This window comes from Lacihabitans sp. LS3-19, assembly GCF_024343575.1.
GTDB lineage: Bacteria > Bacteroidota > Bacteroidia > Cytophagales > Spirosomataceae > Leadbetterella.
Genome location: NZ_RJUA01000128.1, coordinates 1 through 26,575, shown reverse-complemented (window position 1 = coordinate 26,575; position 26,575 = coordinate 1). Strand labels below are relative to the sequence as shown.

At 34.6% G+C, this 26,575-nt stretch carries 17 protein-coding genes; 10 read left to right on the top strand and 7 right to left on the bottom strand.

All coding sequences use genetic code 11. The annotated features are described in order from the left end of the window. Nucleotides 1–2: 2 nt before the first annotated feature. Both EGI22_RS22695 and pnuC read left to right on the top strand, forming a co-directional pair. Complete coding sequence (locus EGI22_RS22695; RefSeq protein WP_255070897.1) at nucleotides 3–527, top strand: DUF2480 family protein; 525 nt, start codon at nucleotides 3–5, stop codon at nucleotides 525–527. After that, nucleotides 511–1,167 (top strand): nicotinamide riboside transporter PnuC, encoded by a 657-nt coding sequence (pnuC, locus tag EGI22_RS22690; protein ID WP_255070896.1) that lies wholly within the window; start codon nucleotides 511–513, stop codon nucleotides 1,165–1,167. Before EGI22_RS22695 ends, pnuC begins: the two co-directional genes overlap by 17 nt. A gap of 17 nt (nucleotides 1,168–1,184) precedes the next feature. Here the strand turns inward: pnuC and EGI22_RS22685 are convergent, their stop codons facing one another. The 6 genes from EGI22_RS22685 to EGI22_RS22660 form a co-directional block, all read right to left on the bottom strand. Next, nucleotides 1,185–5,102, bottom strand: a complete 3,918-nt coding sequence (locus EGI22_RS22685) for a M12 family metallo-peptidase (protein WP_255070895.1) — start codon at nucleotides 5,100–5,102, stop codon at nucleotides 1,185–1,187. Nucleotides 5,103–5,272: 170 nt separating this feature from the next. Beyond that, nucleotides 5,273–6,022, bottom strand: a complete 750-nt coding sequence (gene murI, locus EGI22_RS22680; RefSeq protein ID WP_255070893.1) for a glutamate racemase — start codon at nucleotides 6,020–6,022, stop codon at nucleotides 5,273–5,275. Between the two features lie 22 nt (nucleotides 6,023–6,044). After that, a complete protein-coding gene (locus tag EGI22_RS22675; protein WP_255070892.1) occupies nucleotides 6,045–6,860 on the bottom strand; it encodes a crotonase/enoyl-CoA hydratase family protein in 816 nt (271 codons plus the stop codon). A gap of 91 nt (nucleotides 6,861–6,951) precedes the next feature. Beyond that, the gene (locus EGI22_RS22670) at nucleotides 6,952–8,988 is read right to left on the bottom strand and encodes a YgiQ family radical SAM protein (protein WP_255070891.1); all 2,037 of its coding nucleotides are present in this window, start codon (nucleotides 8,986–8,988) and stop codon (nucleotides 6,952–6,954) included. 87 nt (nucleotides 8,989–9,075) lie between these two features. Beyond that, nucleotides 9,076–10,374, bottom strand: coding sequence for a dicarboxylate/amino acid:cation symporter (locus EGI22_RS22665; protein ID WP_255070890.1), 1,299 nt, complete (start codon nucleotides 10,372–10,374; stop codon nucleotides 9,076–9,078). Between the two features lie 155 nt (nucleotides 10,375–10,529). Beyond that, a complete protein-coding gene (locus EGI22_RS22660) occupies nucleotides 10,530–11,327 on the bottom strand; it encodes an alpha/beta fold hydrolase (protein ID WP_255070888.1) in 798 nt (265 codons plus the stop codon). 165 nt (nucleotides 11,328–11,492) lie between these two features. Between EGI22_RS22660 and EGI22_RS22655 the strand changes: the two genes are divergently transcribed. From EGI22_RS22655 to EGI22_RS22635, 5 genes are all read left to right on the top strand, one after another. Beyond that, nucleotides 11,493–14,561 (top strand): ELWxxDGT repeat protein, encoded by a 3,069-nt coding sequence (locus EGI22_RS22655; RefSeq protein WP_255070886.1) that lies wholly within the window; start codon nucleotides 11,493–11,495, stop codon nucleotides 14,559–14,561. 201 nt (nucleotides 14,562–14,762) lie between these two features. Continuing rightward, complete coding sequence (locus tag EGI22_RS22650) at nucleotides 14,763–15,680, top strand: AEC family transporter (protein ID WP_255070885.1); 918 nt, start codon at nucleotides 14,763–14,765, stop codon at nucleotides 15,678–15,680. A gap of 111 nt (nucleotides 15,681–15,791) precedes the next feature. Beyond that, complete coding sequence (locus EGI22_RS22645; protein WP_255070884.1) at nucleotides 15,792–17,141, top strand: sensor histidine kinase; 1,350 nt, start codon at nucleotides 15,792–15,794, stop codon at nucleotides 17,139–17,141. A 555-nt stretch (nucleotides 17,142–17,696) separates the two neighbouring features. After that, nucleotides 17,697–18,017 carry a hypothetical protein gene (locus EGI22_RS22640; protein WP_255070883.1) on the top strand — a complete coding sequence of 107 codons (321 nt, stop codon included), beginning with the start codon at nucleotides 17,697–17,699 and terminating at the stop codon, nucleotides 18,015–18,017. A gap of 382 nt (nucleotides 18,018–18,399) precedes the next feature. After that, nucleotides 18,400–20,868, top strand: coding sequence for a TonB-dependent receptor (locus EGI22_RS22635; protein WP_255070881.1), 2,469 nt, complete (start codon nucleotides 18,400–18,402; stop codon nucleotides 20,866–20,868). 155 nt (nucleotides 20,869–21,023) lie between these two features. Here EGI22_RS22635 and EGI22_RS22630 read toward each other — a convergent pair whose 3' ends face one another. Continuing rightward, a complete protein-coding gene (locus EGI22_RS22630) occupies nucleotides 21,024–21,185 on the bottom strand; it encodes a hypothetical protein (protein WP_255070880.1) in 162 nt (53 codons plus the stop codon). Between the two features lie 891 nt (nucleotides 21,186–22,076). Between EGI22_RS22630 and EGI22_RS22625 the strand changes: the two genes are divergently transcribed. The 3 genes from EGI22_RS22625 to EGI22_RS22615 all read left to right on the top strand — a co-directional run. After that, the gene (locus tag EGI22_RS22625) at nucleotides 22,077–24,497 is read left to right on the top strand and encodes an outer membrane beta-barrel family protein (RefSeq protein WP_255070878.1); all 2,421 of its coding nucleotides are present in this window, start codon (nucleotides 22,077–22,079) and stop codon (nucleotides 24,495–24,497) included. A gap of 214 nt (nucleotides 24,498–24,711) precedes the next feature. Beyond that, a complete protein-coding gene (locus EGI22_RS22620) occupies nucleotides 24,712–25,287 on the top strand; it encodes a sensor histidine kinase (protein WP_255070238.1) in 576 nt (191 codons plus the stop codon). 36 nt (nucleotides 25,288–25,323) lie between these two features. After that, a partial coding sequence (locus EGI22_RS22615) for a hypothetical protein (RefSeq protein WP_255070877.1) occupies nucleotides 25,324–26,575 on the top strand: 1,252 nt, incomplete at its 3' end.

Sequence of the window (26,575 nt, the reverse complement as noted above, 5' to 3'; positions counted from 1 at the left end):
TTATGGAAGCAGAAATAATAAACAAAGTAGCCAATAGCGGCCTAATTTCTTTTGATTTGGAAGAATATTTTCATCCTGGCGAAAGGGTGGTTTACGATATCAAAGACAATCTTTTTATGGGATTGATGCTCAAAGAAAAGGAATTTAGAGCTTTTTTGAAAGAGAATGATTGGTCGGTTTATTCAGGAAAAAATGTGGCCATTATCTGTTCTGAAGATGCCATAGTACCAACTTGGGCCTATATGCTTTTGGCAATTCAACTCGAACCTTTTGCCAATATGCTGGTTTTTGGTGGATTGGAAGATTTAGAAAAAAAGCTATACGAAGTGGCTCTAAATCAGCTCGATTTGGAGCAATTTAGAGATCAAAGAATTGTTGTGAAAGGCTGTAGCAATGCCAAAATACCGACTTCGGTTTATGTAGATTTAACAATGCGATTAAAGCCAATAGCAAAAAGTTTGATGTTTGGGGAGCCTTGTAGTACTGTGCCACTTTTTAAATCAAAACCAATTGCCAGTAATATTTGATATTAAGAACATTTTCTTCACAATTCTTGGCTACGATATGAGCCATTTGGAATTTTGGGCTACTCTAACAGGTGGCTACGCCGTATGGCTTTCTGCAAAGGAAAATGTTTGGTCCTGGATCATTGGCTTGGTAAATGTGGTGCTCGCATCCATTATGTTTTATCAGATTCAGCTATATCCTGATATGTTTTTACAAGGTTTTTTCTTTGTGACCAACATTATAGGATTTTGGATGTGGAAGTTTCCAAAGGCTTTGGATGCTAATCAGAAAAATGAGCTAAGAATCACCAAATTGCCATTGAAAACTTCTTCAATATTGATTGTTGGAGGTTTAGTATGTACGTATATTTTAGGTACATTTTCTAAAAATCTACACCAAATATTTCCAACTTTATTCAGTTTGCCGAGTGCGTTTCCTTATATAGATTCCTTCACTACCGTGATGAGCATCGTGGCAACTTTTATGTTGATGAAAAAGAAAGTAGAAGCTTGGTGGATGTGGCTTGCCATCGACATCATTAGTACTTACATGTATTACGTAAAAGATGTCAAATTGTACTCTATTCTATATTTCGTTTTCTGTATTATCGCTGCTTTTGGGGCTTTGGATTGGACGCGGAAGTGGAAAAATGGGAGTTAAGTAGAATTTTAGTTTTATTAGTTTTTGATAAATTTACTTACCATTTTTAATTTATTATCTGCAAATAAAATGTAATAGGGTCCGCTTGGAATTTTGCTAAAATTGGCCTCTTTTTTATAATCGAATATATCTGTTATTTTTTCTACTGCTAAAAGACGACCATTTTCGTCATATATGAATAAATTACCTGTAAAACCATTTTCAAATTTTGCAGAAATAGTAAAGATTCCATTATTTGGATTAGGAAAAATTGTGATATTGTTGGAAATTGGTTCTTGATTATATCCTGTAATAAGGTTTATGCTGATTGGCTGAGAATAGAAAATGCATCCATTATTATTGACAGACACGCTGAATTTTCCAGGTTCATTTACTAATAATGTGTTTTTTGTTGCTCCTTCTATAATCTTTCCATCTTTTAACCAATTAATTAAGAAATTTTGTTGAGTAATTACTTTTAAGGTGTCAGGTTTGTTCAAAAAAATGTATTCACTTTGATTTTTTGATAACTCAGCAGTAGGGTATTCATATGCTAATACTTTTAATAGCGTAGGTTCTGAATTACATCCTTTGGAATCGGTCACAATTAATTGATATTCACCGCCTTCTGTCAATTGAAAAGCTCCAGTATTTGTATCAAAAATAGTTGTCTTATCTTTTTTCCAAAAATATTTGTAAGGAGAGTTTCCACTTTCCACTTTTGCAACAAGTAGCTTTGTGTCACCAATACAAAATTTATCGGGACCTTCTATTTTTGATATTGGGCTTGACAATATTTCCAAATCTAGAGAGTCTTTAGATGCGATTTTTGGAAGTGTACTTTCTATACTAACGACAAATTTTCCTGTAGGGATTTTTGTTCCTGTTTTTAATTCCCAATAATTTTCTTTTTTAATCAGTTCTATTTTTTGTTGAGAATCGGAATTTTTAAACACTGCAAAAAATTGATTGTTTGGCTCAAAATTACCTTCAATTTTTAGATTTATTTTTACGATTTCATTTTCACATAATCTATTTTTTAGGATTTCATTTACGAAAATTTTTGGAGTTAAATATATTGATTTTGATGATTCTATGCTAGAACAACCATCGATATAACAACGAGCAAAATAGGTAGTATTTGAACTTGGCGAAAGAATTAATTGGTTATCGCCAACTATTAATTTTTCTATTATGGATTCTTCTTTGTTTTTCCAGTTCCAGACTACATTGGTACATCCTTTTGCCTTAATTTTTAGGATTTCATTTGTGGGTAATTCATCAAAATTGGATTCAATACTAGGTGCTTGAATCTCAGGACAAGGATTTATTCTAATTAAAGCTGATTTTGAGGTATTCATCCAGAGTTTACCAAAAGAATCCACATTTAGTTGGCTTGAAAAATTTAAATTATCTTTTAAAACAGTCCATTTGTTGTCAGAAAATTTCAATAGATTTCCATATGGGTAATAATCAAAAGAATTTACATATAAATTTCCAAAATTATCAATGTCAAAACCATTGGTGTAATATCCCAACGGAGAATTTTGATAATTAAAAATTGCCCAATTATTCCCATCAAATTTTCCTAAATCTCCATTTGCAAAATTAATCCAAATATTTTCGGATTTGTCTGTCTTAAGTTCATTAAAGTAATTGTTTCCAGGAGGTAAACTTACTTTTTCTAGTAAGTTGTTATTTATTGTATATCGGTATAGTTCATTCTGATTATTTGTGTTATTATATAATTTAAACCAAATAACATTAGGCGAGGAGTTTATAATATTGGTATAATTGTTAAATTTCAAGATGTTAATAAGCTTTTTATTTTCAATTTTGCAAAGTTTATTGCCATCAAATATTAATTTATTAGTTGGGTCAAAATCTTGAATATAGGATATGGAGTCGCTTATATAAAATTCTGTTGAAGAAACCTGTTTTAGTGTTTTACGGTCATATATTCTTAAGGCAAATAAATCTTCAGGAAATGCTCCTTTGTATTTCTCTATTTTACCTAAAATTACTATTTTGGCTATGTTATTATCTGCGTCACTTTTAATTTTCGATGTTGCGTAAGTAACTCCAATTTCTCCATTAGTTTTTTTTCTATCAAAGACTTCTAATTCTAAATTTTCAGAATTTATTGTTTGCAATTTATTATCAGATACAAATATAGCTTTATCATAGGGTGTAATTATATGGTCAATTTTGAATCCCATATCTTTATAATGTTCTTTATGGAAAAATACCGTATTCGAGTTTTGGTTTGAATTATTTGTTTTAAACGAGTTTTCGTATTCATGGATTACTAAATTCGGATACTCTTTCCATATGCTATTTTCTGATTTTAGCGTTTCAATTTTATAATAATATCTTGTATTGGGTTTAAGGTTTTCTAAAAAAAAAGAAATTTCAACCTCATATTCTTCATGTTTATAAACTTTATCTAAAATTGGGTTTTTAAAATCGCTAAATTCAGAAACCAGAATTTTTAAGTTAAGATAGTTTAAGTTTTGATAGAAATTAAATGAAAAAGTACTTGGGGCATTGTTTAAATCATTAAATGGAAAATTCACAAAGAAATTTGGTTCTTTATTTATAATAAATCCAGTGTTTGACCATTCGCTTTTTTGGAAATTATTTAATGCCCTAACACGCCAAATTAGAGGGTCATATATGGATATTTTTAAATCTTTTAAAGAAATTTCAATGGAATTTGAACCCGTTGGAATTGAAACTGTAGATATATTCCTAAACAACGGGTTGTAATAATTTGTAATTTCTATTTCATATTCTGTTGCACCTTCAGTCTGACTAAATTCTAAATTTATCTTATTATTTAAGTCTAATTTTATATTTTGGGAGTTTGGAGATAAGATTTTAGGAATATCAATGTATATACTAGAATTACTAATTTTCATAACATTTGACCAGTTGGAATCACCAAATCTATTTTTCGAAAAAGCTTTCAAATAGTATGTGCTATTGTTTTTTAGGTTTCGAAAATATAATAATCCAATCTCAGTTGAATCTTCATATAAGATGTTTTGGAAATCTTGATTTGAAGAAATTTGATATATTATTTTTTCAGAACTTGTTTGGTTTTTTACTTCATAATAATTTGAAGTATTCTGGATTTCGGCAGGGAAAACAATAGGGTTGGGTTTTTTTGTGATAGCCTCGAAGTTTTTCTTCGAATAATTTTCTATAATTGCTTGACAAAGAGGATGAAAGGTTATTTTTCTGCCAGAACAATAACTCATAACTGTTCCAATAGTTTTTTCAAGTGCTTCAGTATAGCAACCTCCTTCTGATTGATAGCAGTAGTCTAACATTCCGCCTGGCCAACTACAGTTTTGAGTATGTGGAGAACCTAGGTTGTGACCGGTTTCATGAATGATAGTTGATAAATTAAATAGGGGAGAAACATTGAATTTACTACCAATCGACATAGCAACTCCTCCTGCACCTTCAAATGGTTTAGTTACAAGATACATAACTACATCACTTTTGTATTTTTCAAATGAAGGTTTTGACCAAGTTTCAGCGAGAATTGAAAGCAGTCGAAAAATATCTTTTGTATTAGCGTATGGATCAGTTTCTGGATCTTTCCAAATATTAACTTGTGTTAAAACCAATTTTGTATTTGTTTCCTTTTCAAATATTTTTGAAGCTTCTAGTAACTGTTGTTTTACAGTAAAAATTATTTTTGTGGTATCTTTTTTAAATTCATCATACGTGAAATAATCAATATCCACAGCTACTTTACATATTGAATATTCATTATTCTGGGAAGTTCTAGCACTCCTATTGAAATTCCACTCCTTGGCCATATTCATTGCATACTGAGTTTCCTCTGATATTTGGGTATCATTAAGCCCACAAATTACGTTTTGAGAATAAGATGACCCTGTGAAGATTGCTAGAATTGCAATTATTAGATATTTGGATTTCATTATTAGTTAAAAAAATAGTGCTCCGTAAAATTACAAATCATTTGGGATATCTGAAATTCATTTTTTTTATAATGTAGAATAACCTGTATCATCGCTGCCTTTGGAGCATTGGAATGGACGCGGAAGTGGAAAAACGAACTAGTTTAAAATTATTTTAGAGAAAAAAATTATTATTTCTCTAAATACCTCCAAAACCTCCCTTCGTCTACTACATATTTTCCAGATTCAATAAATTTTAGAGTGCCTTTCTCATCTGATTTGAGAAGATTTAAGGTAAAAAGAGTATTGTATAAATGCCTTGCAGTGCCTTCGTTTCCATCAATAGGAATTAAGTTTGGGAAATTGGCACGAATGAAGTCTTCGTAATAGGTAAAATGTGTGCAACCTAAAACCACAAATTTAAATTTTTCTAAATCAAATTTTGAAAATTCTTCCTTTAAGTATTTTAAGACCTCCGGTCCATCGAAGATTTCTTTTTCAGCATATTCCACCAATTTAGGTAAGGGTAATTTGTCTATCAAATGATTAATATCTAGGGAGTTTATGAGATTTTCAAACCTGTCTGACCTTAAGGTAACTGGAGTAGCACAAGCTAAAATTCTTTTATTTCCGGAGTTATTGTCAAAGGCAACTTTTACGGCAGGTTGTATGGCGATGATTGGGAAATCATATTTTTCTCTGAGATATTCTATTGCGACATTCGTGGCAGTATTGCAGGCTATAACTATTGCTTTACAACCTTCAGTTCTGAGAAAAACTACGGCTTTTTCTACAAATTCTTTGATTTGTTCGGTGGTTTTATAGGAATAAGGAACATTTTCGGTGTCGGCATAATAAAGGAAGCTCTCATTAGGCAAGGTGTGCATCATTTCTTTAAGTAGCGTAAGACCACCAATGCCCGAATCAAAAACGCCAATCATAATAAAGGATTTGAAATTTTATTTACTTGTAATTAGGTTTTCTTTTCTCCATTCCCGCTATAAGCATTTCATTGAAATCTTCCGATTGTAAAAATGCAGAATTCCAGGTAGCTACATAGTCAAGGCCAGCTTCTATTGATTTGTCTTGACAATAGTTTAGAACTTCTTTCGCTCCTTGAACAGCAACCGACGAATTTTCAACTATTTGCTTGGCCATATTGTTTGCTTCTTCAAAAAGTTTTTCTGGCGTTGCAAATATATCGTTTACTAATCCCATTTTTTCAGCATATTTGGCATCAAAATCTTTAGCAGTGTAGGCCAATTCTCTCGTAAATCCCTGCCCAATTATATCTGGGAGAAATTGGAGTCCACCAATATCAGGAGTGATTGCAAGTCTAGTCTCTCTTAAACTAAACTTAGCATCAGAAGAGCAAAGGCGGATATCTGCTGCAGAAATCATGTTAAGGCCGCCGCCAATGCACCAGCCATGTACGGCTGCTATTACTGGCTTGGAAGATTGATGCATTTTAAGAAAACCACTTTGCATATGTTTTACAAGACTTTTGAGTTTTAGGCGTTTTTCGGCCATCATTTGTCCACCCAATAAATCCCCAAGTTTCGGCATCATTCTTAGAATATCCAAGCCATAGGAAAAATGTTCACCACTTCCTTTTACAATAATAACTTTGATTGAGGGATTTACATTTATTTCATCCATTGCCAATGGTAGTTCATCCCAAAATTCGGGCCCCATTGCGTTCCCTTTGCCTGGCCCTAGAAGGGTTAGTGTACAGATAAAGTCTTTTGTGGAATACGCTAAAGATTTATAATCAGACATTTTTATTTTTAGTTTTGAATTCAAATGTAGCCTAAAAAAATAATACCCAAAAGGAATCTTTCGGGTATATTCTAAATATTTTATTCGCTTATTAAGCCCAACCTTTTTTCTTTTTCAAAGGTTTTTTCTTGGCTGGAATTATCTCTTCTTTTGCTTTGACATTAGGTTTTGTTGAACCTTTAAAAACCGCTTTGCGGTCATTTCTTTCACCGCCTTTGTTCGTGTCCTCTCGAACATTTCCAACACCGCCAATGTTCGTGTCACCACTAACAATTCCATCCTTCTTCATCGGACTCAACAACTTCGTTGCCAATTCTTTCTGCCCAAGTTTGGTTAAACGATTTTTTATCCAGTTTCTCATGTCGCTTTTCCACCAAAAGAAATAGTTGTTTTGCGTCAGTTTCTCTTCTTTCGTTTTGGCAGTATGAATGGGTTGGAGGGTATACGGATGTACGCCTGTATAGTAAATAACCTCCGCTACGGTCATAGGTGTAGGTGTGAAATCTTGCACCTGCTCTAATTTAAAACCTAAATCTTTGGTTTCAGCAGCCAAATTGGCCATGTCCGCTTCTTCACAGCCTGGATGTGAGCTAATGAAATAGGGGATAAGGGGCTGTTTTAGCTTATGTTTTTCCTGTATTTTGTCGTATTTGTCTTTGAATTTTCTGAAATACTTAAAACTAGGTTTACGCATTACACGCAGTGTTGCATCAGAAGTATGCTCAGGTGCAACTTTCAGTCTGCCGGAAACATGTCGAGTAACCAACTGCTCCATGTATTCGTCGTGATTGCCGTCTTGGTTGTTTTTGTTGAAGTCGTCAACTAACAAATCATACCTTATCCCAGAGCCTACAAATGCCTTTTTGATTTCAGGATGGGCATCAACTTTTTTATAGATATTGGTAAGCGGCTTATGAGAAGTGTCAAGATTAGAGCAAATAACAGGATGAATACAGCTTGGGGCTTGGCAACGGTTACATATTGCTTCGTCTTTGCCTTTCATTCGGTACATATTGGCTGATGGTCCGCCTAGGTCAGAAATGTACCCTTTAAACTCAGGATGTTGTGCTAATGCATCCACTTCTTTCATGATAGACTCCTCAGAACGTGAGGCTATGAACTTACCTTGATGAGCAGAAATGGTACAAAAACTACAACCTCCAAAACACCCTCTGTGCATGTTTATCGAAAATTTTATCATTTCGTATGCAGGGATAGTTCCTCGTTTGGCATATTTTGGATGTGGCTGACGTGTATAAGGCAAATCAAAAGAGATGTCCATTTCGGCTTCGTCCATAGTTTTGAAAGGTGGATTGATAACTAAGGTTTTTTCACCTACCTTTTGTACTATTCTATTGGCTTGCCATTTGTTAGATTCTACTTCTACGATTTTAAAGTTCGAAGCATATTTTATTTTGTCTTCTAGGCAAACTTCATGACTAGCTAATTCTACTGTTTCCCAGTTTTTATAGTCTTTTACATCCTCAAGTCCATCCTCTAGAAAAGCGACTTGATTTACGTCTTTGATTTTATTCAAAGGAATACCTTTCTTTACCAATCGTAAAATTTCTCTAAGTGGCTGCTCTCCCATGCCATATACCAGCATGTCGGCTTCGGAATCTACCAAAATAGAGGGGAGAAGTTTATCTGCCCAATAATCGTAGTGCGTAACTCTTCTTAAAGAAGCCTCAATGCCGCCAATCAATACTGGAACATCAGGGTAAATTTCTTTTAAGATTTTTGAATACACCGTTGTCGCATAGTCAGGTCTAAAGCCGGCTTCACCACCAGGTGTATAGCTATCGTTTGAGCGTTTACGTTTATTGGCTGTGTAATGGTTCACCATAGAATCCATACAACCAGCTGTTACTCCAAAGAAATATTTGGGTTTTCCCAGTTTTTTGAAATCACGAAGATCGTCTTTCCAGTTGGGTTGAGGTATGATGGCTATTTTAAAACCTTCACTTTCAATTATTCTGCCAATCACGGCTGTGCCGAAAGATGGATGGTCAACGTAGGCGTCACCAGAGATAAGGATAACGTCAAGTTCATCCCAACCTCTCATTTCCACTTCCTTTTTTGTGATTGGCAACCAATGCGTTACCGGCCTTTCTCTAACTGTAATCATAATGCAAAATTAACCCATATTTAGGGCTAATTGTTGCAAAATATCTAAAAATATGATTTTGGACAGTTTTTGAACGAATTTTTAGACTTATTTTTTTAGATTTTCATCCCATTCATGGGGTTCAGGCTTATTGAGTTTCCCCACTGAAGATGCCACAATTGTTGCAACTGTTGCGTCACTGGTAATGTTGGTTACGGTGCGAAGCATATCTAAAGGCCTGTCAATCGCAAAAATAAGTGCTAATCCTGCTTCAGGAATTCCTGCTTGACCAAGGATAATTACCAATGTAACCATCCCTGCACTAGGTACTGCGGCAGTGCCAATAGAGGCTAATGTAGCAGTCAGAATAATCATGACTTGCTGTGAAAAAGTCAAATCCATAGAAAAAGCTTGAGCAATAAATATAGCTGCGACGGCCTGATAGAGACTGGTTCCGTCCATGTTTACAGTAGCTCCAAGAGGTAATACAAAGCTCGCAACTTCTTCTTCTACGCCTACATGTTCAATTACTCTTTCCATCGTTACTGGCAATGTAGCAGCACTCGAACTTGTAGAGAAGGCCAGGATTTGGGCTGGAGCCATGGCACTAAAAAACTTTTTCACAGGGTATTTGGCAAGAACTTTTAATAAAGTTGGATAAACTCCATAAGTCATTAGTAATAAGCCAATTACTACGGTAAATGCATAAATAAGTAAAGCTTGTAAAACAGAAAAATCTGGAATTTCGACCATAAGTGCAGACATCAATGAGAATACGCCAATGGGTGCAATCAACATTATTAGGTCTATGATTTTAAGAATTACATCGTTGAAGCCTTTGAAGAAATCCGTTACAGGTTTGGCTTTTTCAGGATCAATAAGAATTAAACCAATTCCGATAAGTATTACAAAAAGAATGACTTGTAGCATTGAGCCATTGTTTGATAATGCTCCAAAAATATTATCAGGGACAATGTCTAACAATGGTTGAAGCGGACCTTTGCTTTTTTGATTTACGGCTAACTCTATTTTTTTGCTTGCATCTCCAGCGAAGTTTTCGAGTAGTGATTGTCTTGATTCTGCATTTATAAACTTCCCAGGGTTTACTATATTGGCTAATACTAATCCAGTTGATACTGCTAAAAATGTCGTAAACAAATATAAAACAACAGTTCTGCTGCCCAATTTTGAAAGTTTAGAGATGTCTTTTAAGTCTGCAAGGCCGGTGATGAGCGAAACCACTATCAATGGTACGGCAATCATTTTCAAAAGGTTTATGAAAACTGTACCAAATGGTTTTATCCAGTCAGTTACAAAATCTTTGGCGTCGATGGTTTTCATGAAATAACCGAATGCAAGGCCGAGTACAAGTCCGATGAGGATTTTCCAATGAAGAGCAAGTTTCATATATTATTAGTTTGTTAAATCGATTAGGTTTTTTAAAGATATACAAAGGAAAATAAAAAAGGATATTTTGAGCCAGTTTTTCTTGGAATATTCAAATTGAAAATAATAATTTCTATAAAAGTAAGATTGAAAAGTATTTATAAAAGATTTGCAAATCAAGGATTTAACCCGATTAAAAAACTTTCAATTGCTATGTTTACCTGTTCAGGTTCCTCAACGCTAGAAGAGTGACCAGCATTTTTTATATAAACCAACCTAGATTGAGGAATATTCTTATGTATAAACTCTGCTTTTGCAGGAATTGTAGCTTTGTCTTCATTGCCAACCATTACCAAAGTTGGACATTTAATGTTTTTCAGTTCATTTTCAACACCATTTCTTGATATAACCCCACTTACTGCCTTTACAATAGATTTTTGGTTTTTCTTAAGTTCGTTTTTCCATTCTTCTTTTTCCTCTTTGCGGTTGGTGTCATTTAAGAAAGTATCCCCAAACATGATTTTCATTACGGCATTTGCCACTGGAATTACACCAAATAGTTTTACAACGGTATTTAGAAAGGTGTATTTTGCCGTATTTGGCTCCGGTTGAGCGGATGTTTCAATTAAAATTGCTGATTTTATTAAATCAGGTCGCCTAGCGGCCAATCGCATAGCAACAAAACCACCCATCGATAAGCCTGCAAAATGTACTTTTCCAAGTTTTAAAGTTTCGATAAGTTTTGCCGCATCTTCAGAAAGTGCATCCATATCATAGCCAGATGCTGTCACTTCAGATTTTCCTTGTCCACGATGGTCATAAATAACTACCTTGTAGGCTGATTTGAAATACTCAACTTGTTTATAGAATAGTTTTCCACTCCAAAGCAGACCATGAGAAAACACGATGGTTTCGTTTCCTTCTCCATGTATTTCGTAATGAATATCGCAATTATTGATTTTTAGGGTTGGCATTTTTTCAAAAATTAATTTATTGAAGTTAAGTCAAAAAATGGCAATTTTTCTAAACTTCTATTTTTTTTTACCGAAACATAAAAAGTTTTTGGATTATTAGGTTGAGTATTTTCAAAGAGATGAATTTGAAGCTAGTTTGAGTTTGAATTATTGAAAATATTTATCATGATACCAAAAACTTTTTTTATTCCGATTCTATTTTTATTTACAAATGTTGTTGGGCAGTCTTTACTAAAGGATATTAAAACCGATAACGGTTCATCACATCCTAGAGAGTTTATTCCTTTGGCAAATGGGAATTCGTTTTTTTTGACAAAAACCAATACGAATGAAAACACTGAACTATGGTTAACTGACGGCACAAATGCGGGGACAAATCTTGTAAAAAGTCCATATACGGCACCTTTTGGGCCATATTTTCAGAATAATATTCCTTCTAATTTTATTGCTTTTAATAACATTATGCTTTTTTCAGCATATGATGCTCAATTTAGCAGTAATCAAGAGCTTTGGATTTCCAATGGTACCGCTGCCGGAACTATGATTTTGAAAGACATATATCCTGGACCTTATGGCTCTTACCCAAAGAATTTCTTTGTTTTAGGTACGAAGGTTTTGTTTGTTGCTACCAACGATACTGCTGGAGAAGAACTTTGGATTACCGACGGAACCTCAGCTGGGACTCAAATGGTGAAAAATATATACCCTGGACAAACCTCATCGAGTATTCAGGGGTTTACCATTTTCAATGGAGAAGCTTATTTTTATGCGTCTAATGATACCCAGGGTAGGGAACTTTGGAAAACAAATGGTACAGAAGCGGGCACTGTAGTTTTGACTGAAGGAATAAATTCAGGAACGGCCAGTACTATTGAATTTGGACAAGAGCTGCCAGTAGCAAACTCAAATTACCTATTTTTTCCAATAAATAGTATTGTTTACGGCCGAGAAATTGCCTATTCTGATGGTTCATTTGCTTTTCCGGTAGATTTAAACGGTGGGTATGGTGATGGAAACTCAAATCCAAAGGACTTAACCTTTTGCAACAATATTGTTTATTTTACAGCTACAAGATTTGGTAACCCAAGAAACATCGTTTACATTGATGAGTTTGGTTTGGGAAATGGCATAAGTGGAGCTACAGAAAGTGACCCAAAAGATTTAAGAGCTTTGAATAATGTTTTGATTTATACAGCAGTAGACTTCAATAATAAAAGACAAATTTACAGATTTGAAAATACAGGCTTTTTTAGTCAAAGACAGTTGTTGAAAAATATTAATCCGACGCTTGTTTCTGGAGAAGGCATATTTCCTACAAACCTAAATCAGCGTAAATTTATCGTAGCCAATAGCCAAATGTATTTTATTGCAAATGATGGTACCTCAGGTTTTGAGCTTTGGAAGACGGACGGGACTCTTTTGGGAACATCGATTGTAAAAGACCATTTTGCTGGGATTGAATCTTCTACCTTTTCCAATTTCCAATTATTTGATAATGAGCTGTATTATATATGCAATGATACTGTTAATGGTTTTCGTGGTAGAAAAACCGATGGTACATTGGCAGGAACAATAGATATAGAAGACATCAATCCATCACTTGGGCTTAGCAATATTTATCCAATTGCAAAAGTTGGAAATAAATTTTACTTCACTGGATTTAATTCTAGTACAGGTTACGAACTTTATAAAATGGAATCGGGGGTAGCATCGCTAGTGAAAGATATCAAAACTGCCGGTTTTGAAAATGGGAAAAATTTCAATTATGTAAAAGAAACTACCAACGCAATATTGTTTAATTATGACGATGGAAAACATGGCATGGAGTTATGGAAAACTGATGGAACTACATCTGGAACAACACTTTTTGCTGACCTAAATCCTTACCCAATCGATATCAAAGGGGATTTTTCAAATCTTTCCACTTTTGATTTTTATTCAGGCTCTAGTTTTATAAATACTGACTTTGTGGAGTTTGGAGGCAAAACCTATTTCTACGCGAATCGCCATTTGATGGTAACTGATGGAGTAACTACACCCACTATTTTTCATGAAAATGCCGCTTACTCAGTTGGTTCTAAATACGGTCTAAAGGAATATGCCGGCTTTTTGTATTTTAGTGTAAACGAAGAGCTATGGGTTACAAATGGCACTATAGAATTTAAATTAAAATCCATAGAGCCTTACGGATCTGGAAGTCCATTGACAGACTTTAATGTCTGCAATGGAAAGTTGTTTTTTGTTGCATTTACCCAAGCAAATGGAGAGGAGGTTTGGGTAACTGATGGTACTGGAACTGGCACACAACTTTTAAAAGAACTAATACCCGGAGTAAATGCACCAACGTATAGTTTTAAGTTTGAAATAGTTGGCAATACTTTGTTTTTTACTTATCAAGATCCAATAATAGGCTCAGAATTATGGAAAACAGATGGCACCAATGCAGGAACAGTTTTAGTAAAAGATATATCTCCGAGTTCTGGGTCTAATCCTCAATATATGACCAACTATAACAATCAATTCTTGGTTTTTTCCGCTGATGACGGCACACATGGGAATGAACTTTGGAAATCTGATGGAACGCCAACAGGAACCGTAATGGTTAAAGATATAAGGCCAGGATCAGAATCCTCTAATCCTATAAATTTAAATAAAAATAGTTTTTCTCACAATGATTTTGGCGTTTTGTTTTTTTCTTACAATGGAACTTCGAATGTATTGACAAAATCTGATTTAACAGAAATTGGGACAATCCAAAATTCTTCAATTGTTGGTGCTGAGATTTCAGGAAATGAATTTACATCTATTTTTTCAACTACTTTAGATAATAGTATTGGTTATGAGCCCTATTTTTATGACGGCAATGAGACATTTCTTGGAAAAGATGTTAATCCTGGTAATTTTTCTTCTGGTGCCAATAAGTTTTTTTACGCCAATTTGAGAAATTTAGTAATGTTTGTAGCTGATGATGGATTGGCTGGTAAGGAAATTCATGTTTTAAAAGATTGTAGATTATCTCAGACTTTTTCAGAGACTTGGGCAGGACAAAACACAGTCAATGTTAGAAATAATATTACATCCTCAGCTAAGGTGCAAGTAATAGGTTCCTTGATTTATTCTGCGGGAAAAAGTATACTTTTCAGTCCTGGTTTTGAAACCATCAGTATGCCTAGTTTTACTGCGAAAATAGATGGTTGTGATTATAATACCTCTGGGCCACCGCCTGGTTTTTAAATAAAACTGAATTAATTTGTTTTTTGAAATCATCTGGTAGTCCTAAGAAGTTTATTTTTTTGGTAGAAAACATATTTTAGTATTAAAATATTTACATGTTCAATGAAAGAATGATACTATAATTCAGATTCTTGGTCTTCAATTGATATTAATTTTATGCATCTGAAAAACCAAATTATCTTTGCAGATTAAATTTACAAGATGGCCCAAGCAAACGCTACTTTCGTTATCACTTTTGCCCTCATTTTGATGGGTTTTTTGATAAAAAAGTACAATTTTATTACCGAAAAAGAAGGGAAAGTACTTTCTAAGTTTTTGATGCACACTACTTTTCCTGCTTTGATGATTATTTCTACTGCCAAAGTTAAGCTGGAGCCAACTTTGTTTCTTTTGCCGTTTTTATGTGTGAGTATGGGCGTAGTGATGATAAGCTCAGCATTTTATATATTCAAAGGCCTAGAATCCAAATTGCGTGGTGTATTGACCATGGGCTCAGGAGGCTTGAATGTCGGACTTTTCGGCTTTCCTTTGATTGAAGGAATTTGGGGAACAGAAGCCTTGGTTTTTGCTGTCATGTTTGATATCGGCAACACGATTATGACATTTGGAGGCGTATACCCCGTAGGTGCTTATTTTGCCAAACGTGGCGATGGAAAGTTTCCAGTTTCTAAACTGCTCCTTCGGGTTTTTACATTGCCGCCTGTTACAGGAATGGTTATTGGCTTATCAATCAATATTTTTAGTATTCCTTTACCCGATATTGCCTTTGATTTTTTAGGTATTTTAGCAAAAGCCAACAAGCCCTTGGTGCTACTTTTGATGGGGATTTATTTGAGTTTTGAGCTAAATAAATCACAAATGAAACACATCTCAAAAGTTTTGATTTTAAGGTATTTGATTGGGGGTATTTGTGTTGCAGCTTTATATTTCTTCCTTCCACCTTCCTTGATGCAAAGTGTCTTGATAGTTTTGGTGATTCTACCTTTGGGCATGACTATACTTCCGTTTTCTGACGAATTTGGTTTTGATTCTAGAATAGCCGGCACGATGGTTAATATTTCTCTTTTAATCAGTTTCGTATTGATTTGGGTTCTTGTTTGGGCTTTGCATTTGGTTTAAAACGCTATTATTAATCGTAATTTTTGATTTGTAGAACTTTCTCGTCTTTTTTTTGCAAATTTGAAATTATAAATATTATTCGCGGACGAATTTTTTAAAATCCAATTTGAAATGGTCAATTTTCTCATTACTTTTTTTGTAATCAATTTTATTCGAAAAAAGCTTAAAATAGAAGTTGATAAATATAATCTAGAAACTCCTACTAGGTATTTAGTCTTTTTTATTTTACCATTTGCTTTGGTGATAGACTTGGTTCTTCCTGAAAAGTTCCAGCCAATGGTTAATTTTATTTGGTTCGGGTTAAATGCTTATATCCTATATGTACTTTGGATTATTAGAGAAAATAATCTATCATTTACCCTCTTAAAGGCTGGGTTTCCACTTTTTTTAATAGTAAGTATTAAAGGTTTTTTTGATTCAATAGCTCCATCGATTACTAAAGAATACAGTAATATATTTAATTTCTTTTCGCTAGGTGGATTGGTTTGGTTAGTCGCTTATGCAGTAAGTTTTAATAATCAAAAGAAGGCACTAAAAGCTGAGGAAGAAAAGAACAAAAAAATACTGAATGAAAATGAAGTATTGGACAATCTGGTAAAGGAAAGGACTGCAGAAATATTGGCCCAAAAAGAAGAGCTAGAAGCTACAGTGGAGGAACTAAAAGCAACGCAAAATCAATTGGTTCAGCAAGAAAAACTAGCATCTTTAGGTGAGCTAACAGCAGGTATAGCTCATGAAATCCAGAATCCTTTGAATTTTGTCAATAATTTCTCAGAACTCAATGTAGAGTTAGTATCAGAACTGGCCGAAGCTCTAAAAACAAAAAGTATCTTAACAACTGGGAGCATTGAGGAAGAACTTTTACAAGATTTAAGCCAAAATATGGAGAAGATAAATTTCCATGGTAAACGAGCCTCAAGCATTGTAAAAGGTATGCTCCAACACTCTCGCACCAGCACTGGACAGAAAGAACCTACTGATATTAACGATCTAGCCGATGAGTTTTTACGCTTGAGTTATCATGGTTTAAGAGCCAAAGACAAAACCTTCAATTCTGATTTTAAAACTGATTTTGATGCAGATTTACCCAAAATCGAGGCGGTTCCACAAGATATTGGCAGGGTTTTTCTTAATCTTATAAACAATGCTTTTTATGCATGCAATGAGCGAAGTAAAACCGCAAAAGAAAATAATGAATCCTATAAACCTTTGGTAACGGTATCAACCAAAAAATTAGGCAAAACCATTGAAATTAGCATAAAAGACAATGGTTCAGGTATATCCGAAGAAAACAAAGCAAAAATTTTCCAACCATTTTTTACCACAAAACCTACTGGAAAAGGTACTGGCTTAGGATTGAGTTTGGCTTATGATATTGTTACAAAAGGGCATGGAGGAACTTTGGCGGTAGAAAGTGAAGTAGGTGTTGGCACAACTTTTAAAATTAACTTGCCTCTTTAGAGAAACTAAATATTTTTATAGGTTTGGTTTTAACTTTTTGGCTTACTAAAAAACATATTTGTCTTCTTTAAAGGAATTTTGGTAAGTACTCAAAAACTCATTAGTCTAAATTTTTAAAAATTTCTACTTTACTACAAAAAGCTTATTTACCATTGCCATTCTTTGAATAATTTATGAATATCAAATTCTAAATATTTAGAATGTCCGAAGGCCTCTTTTTCTCAATAATAGCTTTATTTAAAGTTTTTTTTTATCAAAAATAACTTCTTCTACTGTCAATATTTAGCCTGAGACTATACGCTAAGTATTTGAAACACTAAACTAAATAGTCTCATTTATTATCAAATACCTTTGAGCCTAATTTTAGATTAAAATTAATGCAATCAATTAGTGATGGGTTTTTTATCAGTTTTTTTTGAATAAAAATGAAGCATTTACTAGAATTTTGAAAATACCCTTTGTTTAAGTTTTTAGTGTTTTTGAAATTGTAAATAAATATTCAATTTAAATAATGAAAAGACATTAAAAGTACAAGAAAGCAAAGAAGGCAAAAAGGTGAACTTTGACGTTTCGTTGGCAAAAAACTATGCTGTATCGCCCAATGGTTTGGATAACCTAGTAGGTACCTATAGCAACGATAAAAGTGAAATTGTGCTTATAAAGGAAAATGGTGCAGTGTGGCTCAAAAATGAAGTATTTGGTCAGCCATATGAATATGTTGGTAAGAATACTTTTCAGTTTCCTTGCATGCCTGAAGGATTGCATGATACTTTGACTTTCGAAATTTTGCCGAATGGTAAAATAGAGGGTCGGCATGAGTTCCTGTATGAGAACAATCAACATGGTAAAGCCACCTATTGGAAAATTAAAAAATAGAATTTTGCCCAAAAAATGAAAATGAAATATATAGTTAAGGTGTTGGCAAAGAATACTTTGCCAGCCTTTTTTATTTAGTTTTAATTTGTTCCATGCTATAGGTTTTCTTCTTTTTGGAATATTCTATAACAAGAAAATAATTCTGAACCCAATATTTTAGGGATTCTTTCAACTTTCCGAATATAGGTTTAAGCAAAATTCATTTATTTCCTACTCTCCTCTCGTAGCCCAAAATCTAATTTTAAAATTTCGATAATGAGACAATATACCAACTTTTTGAGATTATACACCAAGCCCTTCTTTTTGCCTATTTCTACTTTTGTTCAGTAATCAGTTCTTATAAAAAGATCGTGGTGCCAATTAACATTAAAAAAAGTAGATCATGAAAACTAACAAATCAAAAATGCTTAAACGTATCCTACCTGTTCTCTTATTCCTAATCGGTTTTTCTGTGAACCTTCATGCTCAAAGTAAATTGGGAATGGCCTTCGGTCAAATTTCTGGACAGATCAAAAACTCAGAGAAAAAACCAGTAGAATTCGCAACGATTTCGCTTTTGGACCAAGACTCTACTATAATTACCGGAGTACTTAGCGACACATTAGGCAAATATGCTTTCAAAGATATTGAATCGGGCAATTATATCTTGATCGTAAGGCACTTAGAATACGAAACAAAGCAAGTTGCTTTATTTAATTTAAAGTCCGGTGAGCAAAAAAATATACCTGAAATAGAGGTAAAAGTGGCTACAACGGGTTTGAAAGAATTGGTCGTTTCGGCCAAGGTTCCATTGTTTGAGGTTCAAGCTGACAAAATAGTGTTCAATGTAGAAGCCAGCCCCAGTGCCTCGGGAACCAATGGCCTCGAATTGCTTAAGCAGTCGCCAGGGGTGACGCTTGACATGGACAATAACATTTCGCTTTTAGGTCGCGGGGGCATCCAGATTTATATCAATGGAAAACGTTCACGATTGACCGGAAACGACCTTTCAATGTATTTGCAGAGTCTTACTTCTGACAATATTGCGACCATTGAGATTATCAGCAATCCTTCCTCAAAATATGACGCGGAGGGCAATGCGGGTATTATTAACATCAAAATAAAGAAAAACTTAGCCTTGGGTTTTAATGGTACCGCCAATGCCAACTCATCAAAAGGAAACTTCTACCGCAGCAGTGCGGGTGTCGCTTTGAACTACGGCGGCTCAAAAATAAATGCCTCCGCCAGACTTACTTATTCTGACTCTGATAATCAAGATGATTTGTTTGACACCAAAGACCAAAATGGAAGTTTTATTGATTCAAAATCGTATGAATTGAGAAGTCAAAAAAGCAGCAATGTCGACTTTGGTCTTGAAGCTATTTTGAGCAAAAAACATTCGCTCAATTTCTCGGGAGTCGCCATTCTCAACGATAACCTAAACCAACTGCAAAACACAACTAAAATATACCAGCAAAAGACCGATTTGCAAGAAATATTGAACGCTAAAACCCTAATGAATGGTGGAGCCAATAATTTTAATTTCAATTTGCAGCACCGCTGGGACATAAGCTCATCTGAAAATTTCTCCGCCGATGTAAGTTATGGCAATTACCAAACTGACCGACACACCGAGCAACCCAATACCTTTTATGCACTTGACGGAGAACTGGTCCTTTCTACTAAAAACACCAGTTTTGATGCCGCAACTGATATCAACTTTTACTCCATAAAGGCAGACTATGACAAATCTTGGAAAAAGCTAACACTCTCAACAGGAGCAAAATACGGGATCATAAAAACTGACAATGCTTTTGATTTTTATAATATTGAAGGTAATGTACCTCTGCTTGACGATAGCCGAAGCAATACGTTTTCATATCAAGAAAAAGTATTGGCCTTGTATGGCTTAGCCAATGTAAAGTTTAACAAAAAATACAATTTGAATGTAGGCTTACGCATGGAAAACACCAATTCCCATGGAGAGCTTTTCTCGTCAAAGGAGATTGATAAAAAAGATGTAATGCGACAGTACAACAATTTATTTCCGAACATTGGCCTTGCTTATAATGACCAAAAATCGCATGCGTGGAACCTTAGCTTAGGCAAAAGAATTACTCGACCATCTTACACCGACTTAAACCCTTTTATCACTCCTCAAAGTCAGCTTTTGGTATGGGAAGGCAATCCATTTCTTAAGCCCAACTATATCATGAACTACCAGTTTACATATACCCTTAAGCAGCGATTGACGATTACCAATGCCTACAGTGTGACCAAAGATTTTTTCGCCACGATATTCGAATCTATTGGAGAAAATAGCTACCGAGTAATACCTCAAAACATGCAGAAGGCCACTAGCTATGCGGTTTCGGTTTCCTATCCTTTCCAAGTCAATAAATATTGGAACGTGACCACATTTTTCAATGGCTCTTTCAACACTTTCAATGGAGACTTAAGTGGTACTATTATTGACCTTTCCGCAAGAAATTATTACATAAGAGTTCAAAATAGCTTAAAACTCCCAAAAGGTTTTAACATGGATTTGAGTTATTACAAATTTAGCGATTTGATATGGCGTGGCTCTATTTTGGTAGAAGGAAACCAGGGAGTCAACTTTGGTTTACGCAAAGAGTTTTTCGAGAAAAAACTGCAAATTAATATCACAGGGTCAGATATTTTTAGAACCGACAGCGATTATTTCTATAAAGGTAATTATGGAGGTTTTGTCACCGATGGCTTAAGAGTTTTTGACAATCGCAGGTTTAGTATTAGTGCCGCTTTAAAATTTGGAAACCAAAAATTGAAGGCCAAAAGAAAATCATCAAACAGCCTCAATGACGAACTCAGACGCTTACAAGACTCAAATTAAACTTCAATTATAAACCCTCAAAAAAAATGAAAACAAAACAATATCTTCAAAATTTAATACCCCTAAGAGGCATAGCGGCCTTACTCACTATGGTATTTCATGCCGAACTATTTTTAAAGTTTATTGGTGGAAGTATGCTCATAGAGCCCAGCAAATCAAGCTTGCTCAGTGGTATGTACATCATGGTCGATTTCTTCTTTGTATTGAGCGGCTTCATACTCTGCTATGTCTACGCTGATTATTTTATTGAAGTTTTCAACATGAAGAAATTCAAGACATTTTTTGTGGCACGATTTGCCCGTATTTACCCTATGCATCTATTTTCTCAATGCTGTTATTTGGGGCATTGCAGGGAGTCTTGGCTTTCCAAAATTCCCATTAATTCAAGTTAAAAATTCGGTCTATTCTTTTGTAAATACCTTGTTTCTACTTCACTCTATGAATTTTCATCATTGGTTTACCTTCACCCACGCCACACGGAGTATAAGTAGAGAATGGTGGATGTACATGTTGTTTCCTTTTATTGCCATGCTTATCTTAAAACTACCAAAGCACCTGGCAAGACTACTGTAGTGTAGAGTCAAACGGAAACTTGGATAGTTCTCTTTGGTTTTATTGCCTTTTTGCTTCATGGTTGGCTAACCGATTCTTTGAAGTGCCTATGAGAAACTGGCTTAAAAAGAAGCTAAGTCCGAAACAAAAATGAGGTATTTAATTAAGCTTTTTTACTTAGATATTTTCTTAAGAAAAAAAGTCTTCAGGATGAAATCTTATATTAGAAAATTTAAATTGACCTCTAAAGCCTTTATCGCAATGCCAAAATTGAAACTTGGCATTGCGATATTCAAAGGCTTTTTCTACATGCTGCCTTTTAAGGTTTTTTCCACGGGCAAGGCTTAAATTAATTTGTTTTATAACGCGGTCTTTTGGACCTATTGGCACCCTTTTTTTTTTTCTTTTTTTGGTAATTTCTACTAGAATGTGACAATATACAAACTTTTGGATACATAGTACCAAGCCTTATCCGTAGGGCTTAAATACCTTTGTTGAGTAATTATTTACGCAAATGGCTTTGAGTAAGCTAATTAAAAGTCTTTCATTTTAGGGATGTAGCTTAAATCGAAACCATAGACCGAGACCATTCAAAAACAGGCGTGTAGATCATTAATAAACAAGAAAATTATTTCTAGTATAAACCAAAAAAAATCATGAAAACGTTAAAAAAATCTCTGCTAAGCACTATTCTGCTTTACTTATTTATCTCCTTTACTTTCGAAACTTTAGCCCAAAACAACATTAGCGGAAGAGTAAAATCGGAAACCAATGAGCCGCTACCTGGAAGTACGGTATTGTTGATGGAAAAAGCCGATAGTAGTCTTATAAAAGCAAGTTTTACAAATGCCGATGGTTATTTTCTTTTTGATAAAGTTAAAAAAGGAGACTATTTGCTTAATATCAGTTATGTAGGGTATGAAAATCAGGTTGTTCCGGCTACAATTGGAAATACTCCCACTGAGTATTCACTCAAAGTAGCGGGTTTGGTACTGGGCCAAGTAGTAGTGGTAGGCAAAAAACCACTAATTGAGCAAAAGATAGATCGCTTGGTTATCAATGTCAAAAACAGCATCACAAGTGCAGGAGGTACCGTGCTTGATATTTTGCAAAAAAGTCCTGGTATTGTTGTTAACAAGCAGGCGGGAACACTCAGTATGAGTGGCAAAGACGGAGTACGAGTGATGATCAATGGAAAAATGAGCTATATTCCTGCTGCTGCCCTTCTCAATATGCTCCAAGGCATGAGCTCAAATAATGTAGAACGTATAGAGCTCATCACTACTCCACCGGCCAAATATGATGCAGGTGGCAATGCTGGGTATATCAATATAGTATTGAGTCAAAAACTCGACGAAGGCTTGAATGGCTCTTACGCTCTAACTGCAGCAGGGTTTAATGGCTCAGCACCTGTGGCCAATGCCGACCTAAATTACCGTAAAAACAAATTGAATTTGTATGGTGGTTATTCATTTAGCCGCTTAGCTCAAATGCAATATGTATCAAACGATAGAACAACGGTTTTTGAATCGGTAAGCACTCAAACCAAAATCAATTCTGTGCGAGACCCTTACCAATTAAACAATGGCCTAAGAGCAGGAATGGACTATCAATTAGGCAAAAAAACAGCCTTAGGTATTTTAGTCTCAACCTATAGAAATGAGTGGAGCATGAAAGCCAACAATACTTCGGTGATCTCTCAAAATGGTATTGAAATTAACCGTATCAATATCGCAAACAATGAAACAAATCTTTGGAAACATGGAATGGTCAATGCCAATATTCAACATGAATTTGCCAAAGGTGGTGAGCTGGCTTTTAATATCGATTTATTGAAATATGACAATGCTAACCCAAATACCTACCAAAACATATTTAGCCAGCAAGGTATATTTGAAAGAGAAGACAATTTGACCAGCTCAAAAAAGACAGTAATCAATATGCTTCCAATAGCCTTAGATTTTAACAAAAAACTGAATAATAAACTGTCTATTGAAAGTGGTGTGAAGACTGTCATTTCAAGATTTTCGAACGATGTTTTGGTGCAAAATCAGGTAGAGGGAGCTTGGGTTTCGGACGAAGAATTTACAGCAGATTACAGTTTAAAAGAAAATATAGCTGCTGCTTACGGTTCAGCTAATTATACTTTGAATACCAAAAATAGTTTTAAAGGCGGGCTTAGATATGAATACACCATTTCAAATCTGGGCTCTGACAAACAAGCCAATATAGTAGATCGTAAATATGGATATATTTTTCCAACTGTTTATTGGAGTCACAAAATAAACGACGATCATTCATTTAATATCAATTATAACAAACGTATCAATCGCCCCGCTTTCAATGACTTAGCTCCATTTTTAATCTTTGTTGACCCCAATACTTTTATATCAGGCAATGCCGCCTTGCAACCTGCCATAGCCAATAATCTGAGTGCTGGCTTTAATATAAAAATGGTAAATGTGAGCTTAAATTATAGCCACGAAGATTACAGTATCGGCGGATTTCAATTGAAAATTAACACCGAAACCAATAAACAATACAATACCGCTGAAAATCTGAAGTTTACCGAGTCTTTGTTTGCTACTGTATCGGTTCCAACCAAAATCGCCAAGTGGTGGAATGGCCAATTGAACTTCAATGCCTCAGCCAATCATGCCGTCGCAGATTTTATACAACCTGAAGTGTCTGTTAAAGTCATGAACTATAGTCTTTCAGGATTTCAAGGCTTTTCGGTTTCACCAAAAATCAGCATGGAGTTAAGTGGATTTTATCAGTCAAAAGGCTTGTACGGTATCTCAGTAATGAAAGCATTTGGCCAGTTGAATTATGGTGCCGTTTATAAATTCCCTAAGGCAGACGCTAACTTGAAATTTGGTGTAGATGATATCTTCTCGACCATGAAATTCAATTTCGAACAAAATTCAGAAATTTTAGGCTACGAGGCTAAAATGAATTTAAACATGCAGCGTAGAATTTTCAAATTAACATACAGCAAAAACTTTGGAAACAAACAGGTGAAAGCAAAGAGAAATAGAACGACAGCATCCGATGCAGAAAGACAAAGAGTAAAATAAATAGTGGATTATTAAGCAAAAAAAATCGGCTTCTAGAAATGGGGCCGATTTTTTGGGATTGCCAATTTTTTAGAATTTCAATAAAAATTACCATTCAATAAAAAAAATGTTTTCGATTCTCTAGGAATTTATTCTATATGAAATTATGGAAGAATAATTTGATATATTTATAAAATACCTTAAAAATCAAGCTCTTAAAAATTTCGGATTAACTATGAATATTATAGACCAAAATCAGGAAAAAAATGCTGAGGAAATAAAATTCCTTAGACATGAGCTTGGAATAGAAGCCGCTTTAGAAAAAGTGCGAGCTAGAGCTAGTTCTGGCAAAAAAGAGCTAACAGACATCAATGCCTTGGCAGATGAATACTTGCGTCTTTCGTATCATGGATTACGGGCTAAGAATAGAGATTTTAATGCTGACTTTGAATCCCACTTCGAGGCTAACCTCCCAAAAATTGAAGTCGTTCCGCAGGATATTGGTCGAGTACTTTTGAATTTGATTAATAATGCGTTTCAGGCTGTTAATGAACAATCGAAGAAGAGAATAGATGAATACAAACCAACTGTTTCCGCTAGTACTCAGCTCAATGCCGACAGCCAACTGCTGATAGCCGTAAAAGATAACGGCCCCGGAATCCCAGACGCCATCAAAGACAAAATCTTCCAACCTTTTTTCACCACCAAAGACACTGGGAAAGGCACAGGATTAGGGTTGAGTTTAGCATACGATATTGTAAAGGCTCATGGTGGAGAAATAAATTTATGGACTAAAGAAGGGGAGGGTTAAATTTTTACTATTTACCTGCCGATTAAAAAAGCAATTATGCAAACTAATAAAAATACAATTCAAAAGGAGCTCGAAAATAGAATTATACGATTAGAGCGAGAACTGGAAATAGAAGCGGCTTTGGAAAGAGTGCGAAGCAGATCTTTGGCAATGCACAAAAGTGAGGAGTTAAGCAAGGTAGTTCAAGCTCTTTACAAAGAAATATTCGGATTAGGGATAGATATTTATTACATCAATATCTCAACCGATTTTAGTATCATTGAAAATGGCATGAATATCTGGATGGCGGCAGATGGACGTGATTACCTGCAAAAATTTCACATCCCATACATAAAACATTCAAATTATTTAGAACATCCTATTATTAAAAGGTTTATCAAAGCCTTAAAAAATGAAACTGAATTTTATACAGAAAGCTATTCTCAACGACTTAAAAATGAATATTTCAATTCTCTTATCGAAAATTCGGATTTAAAAAACACTACAAAAGAAAGGCAAGATAACTTATATAATGCACCTGGATTGGTCAGGTCAGTTGTGAAATCTAAGAATTCAATATTGATTATTGATAGGCTACAACTCGAAGAATTTTCGAAGGAAGAGGAGGAAATATTTAAGCGATTCGGAAAAGTATTTGAACAGGCCTACACCCGCTTTCTTGACCTGCAAAAAGCAGAAGCACAAGCAAGAGAAGCTCAGATAGAAGCGGCACTCGAAAAAGTGCGTAGCCGTTCTTTGGCAATGCATAAGAGTGATGAGCTGCAGGAAGTAGTTAATACTGTATTCACCAATCTGAAAGTATTAAATATTCAAATAGACACTGCAAGTATTTTACTTTTGTCCGAGCAAAACGCAGATTTGAATATCTGGATTGGCATAGAATCAGACAGGGGTTATAGTACAACAAGTATTCATGTACCTGAAATTAATGACCCCGATATAGCATATTTTAGTGAGGTAATTAAAACAAGGAAGGATCTTTTTACAAAATCCTATACATATGAAGAAAAAAACAAGCTATGGAATCATCTTTTTAAACATTCAGGTTTTAAAATAATCCCTGATGAAAGAAAAAAAATGATTCTGGATGCTAAATCATATATCATTTCAATAGCATTATATAAAAATACAGGTATACAGCTTATTCGATATAGTGGCCTCCCTTTTTCAGAAAAAGAAAATGAGACACTTCAACGATTAGGGAAAGTTTTTGAGCAAGCTTATGTCCGATTCTTAGACCTCCAAAAAGCAGAAGCACAGGCCAGAGAGGCCGAGATAGAATTGGCAC

Coding starts and splice junctions, on each gene's coding strand:
- EGI22_RS22660 (WP_255070888.1), bottom strand. CDS start 11,327: ATGCCAACCCTAAAAATCAATAATTGCGATATTCATTACGAAATACAT.
- EGI22_RS22685 (WP_255070895.1), bottom strand. CDS start 5,102: ATGAAATCCAAATATCTAATAATTGCAATTCTAGCAATCTTCACAGGG.
- EGI22_RS22695 (WP_255070897.1), top strand. CDS start 3: ATGGAAGCAGAAATAATAAACAAAGTAGCCAATAGCGGCCTAATTTCT.
- EGI22_RS22625 (WP_255070878.1), top strand. CDS start 22,077: ATGAAAACGTTAAAAAAATCTCTGCTAAGCACTATTCTGCTTTACTTA.
- EGI22_RS22655 (WP_255070886.1), top strand. CDS start 11,493: ATGATACCAAAAACTTTTTTTATTCCGATTCTATTTTTATTTACAAAT.
- EGI22_RS22645 (WP_255070884.1), top strand. CDS start 15,792: ATGGTCAATTTTCTCATTACTTTTTTTGTAATCAATTTTATTCGAAAA.
- EGI22_RS22630 (WP_255070880.1), bottom strand. CDS start 21,185: ATGCATAGGGTAAATACGGGCAAATCGTGCCACAAAAAATGTCTTGAA.
- EGI22_RS22665 (WP_255070890.1), bottom strand. CDS start 10,374: ATGAAACTTGCTCTTCATTGGAAAATCCTCATCGGACTTGTACTCGGC.
- EGI22_RS22675 (WP_255070892.1), bottom strand. CDS start 6,860: ATGTCTGATTATAAATCTTTAGCGTATTCCACAAAAGACTTTATCTGT.
- EGI22_RS22670 (WP_255070891.1), bottom strand. CDS start 8,988: ATGATTACAGTTAGAGAAAGGCCGGTAACGCATTGGTTGCCAATCACA.
- EGI22_RS22635 (WP_255070881.1), top strand. CDS start 18,400: ATGAAAACTAACAAATCAAAAATGCTTAAACGTATCCTACCTGTTCTC.
- murI (WP_255070893.1), bottom strand. CDS start 6,022: ATGATTGGCGTTTTTGATTCGGGCATTGGTGGTCTTACGCTACTTAAA.
- EGI22_RS22620 (WP_255070238.1), top strand. CDS start 24,712: ATGAATATTATAGACCAAAATCAGGAAAAAAATGCTGAGGAAATAAAA.
- EGI22_RS22650 (WP_255070885.1), top strand. CDS start 14,763: ATGGCCCAAGCAAACGCTACTTTCGTTATCACTTTTGCCCTCATTTTG.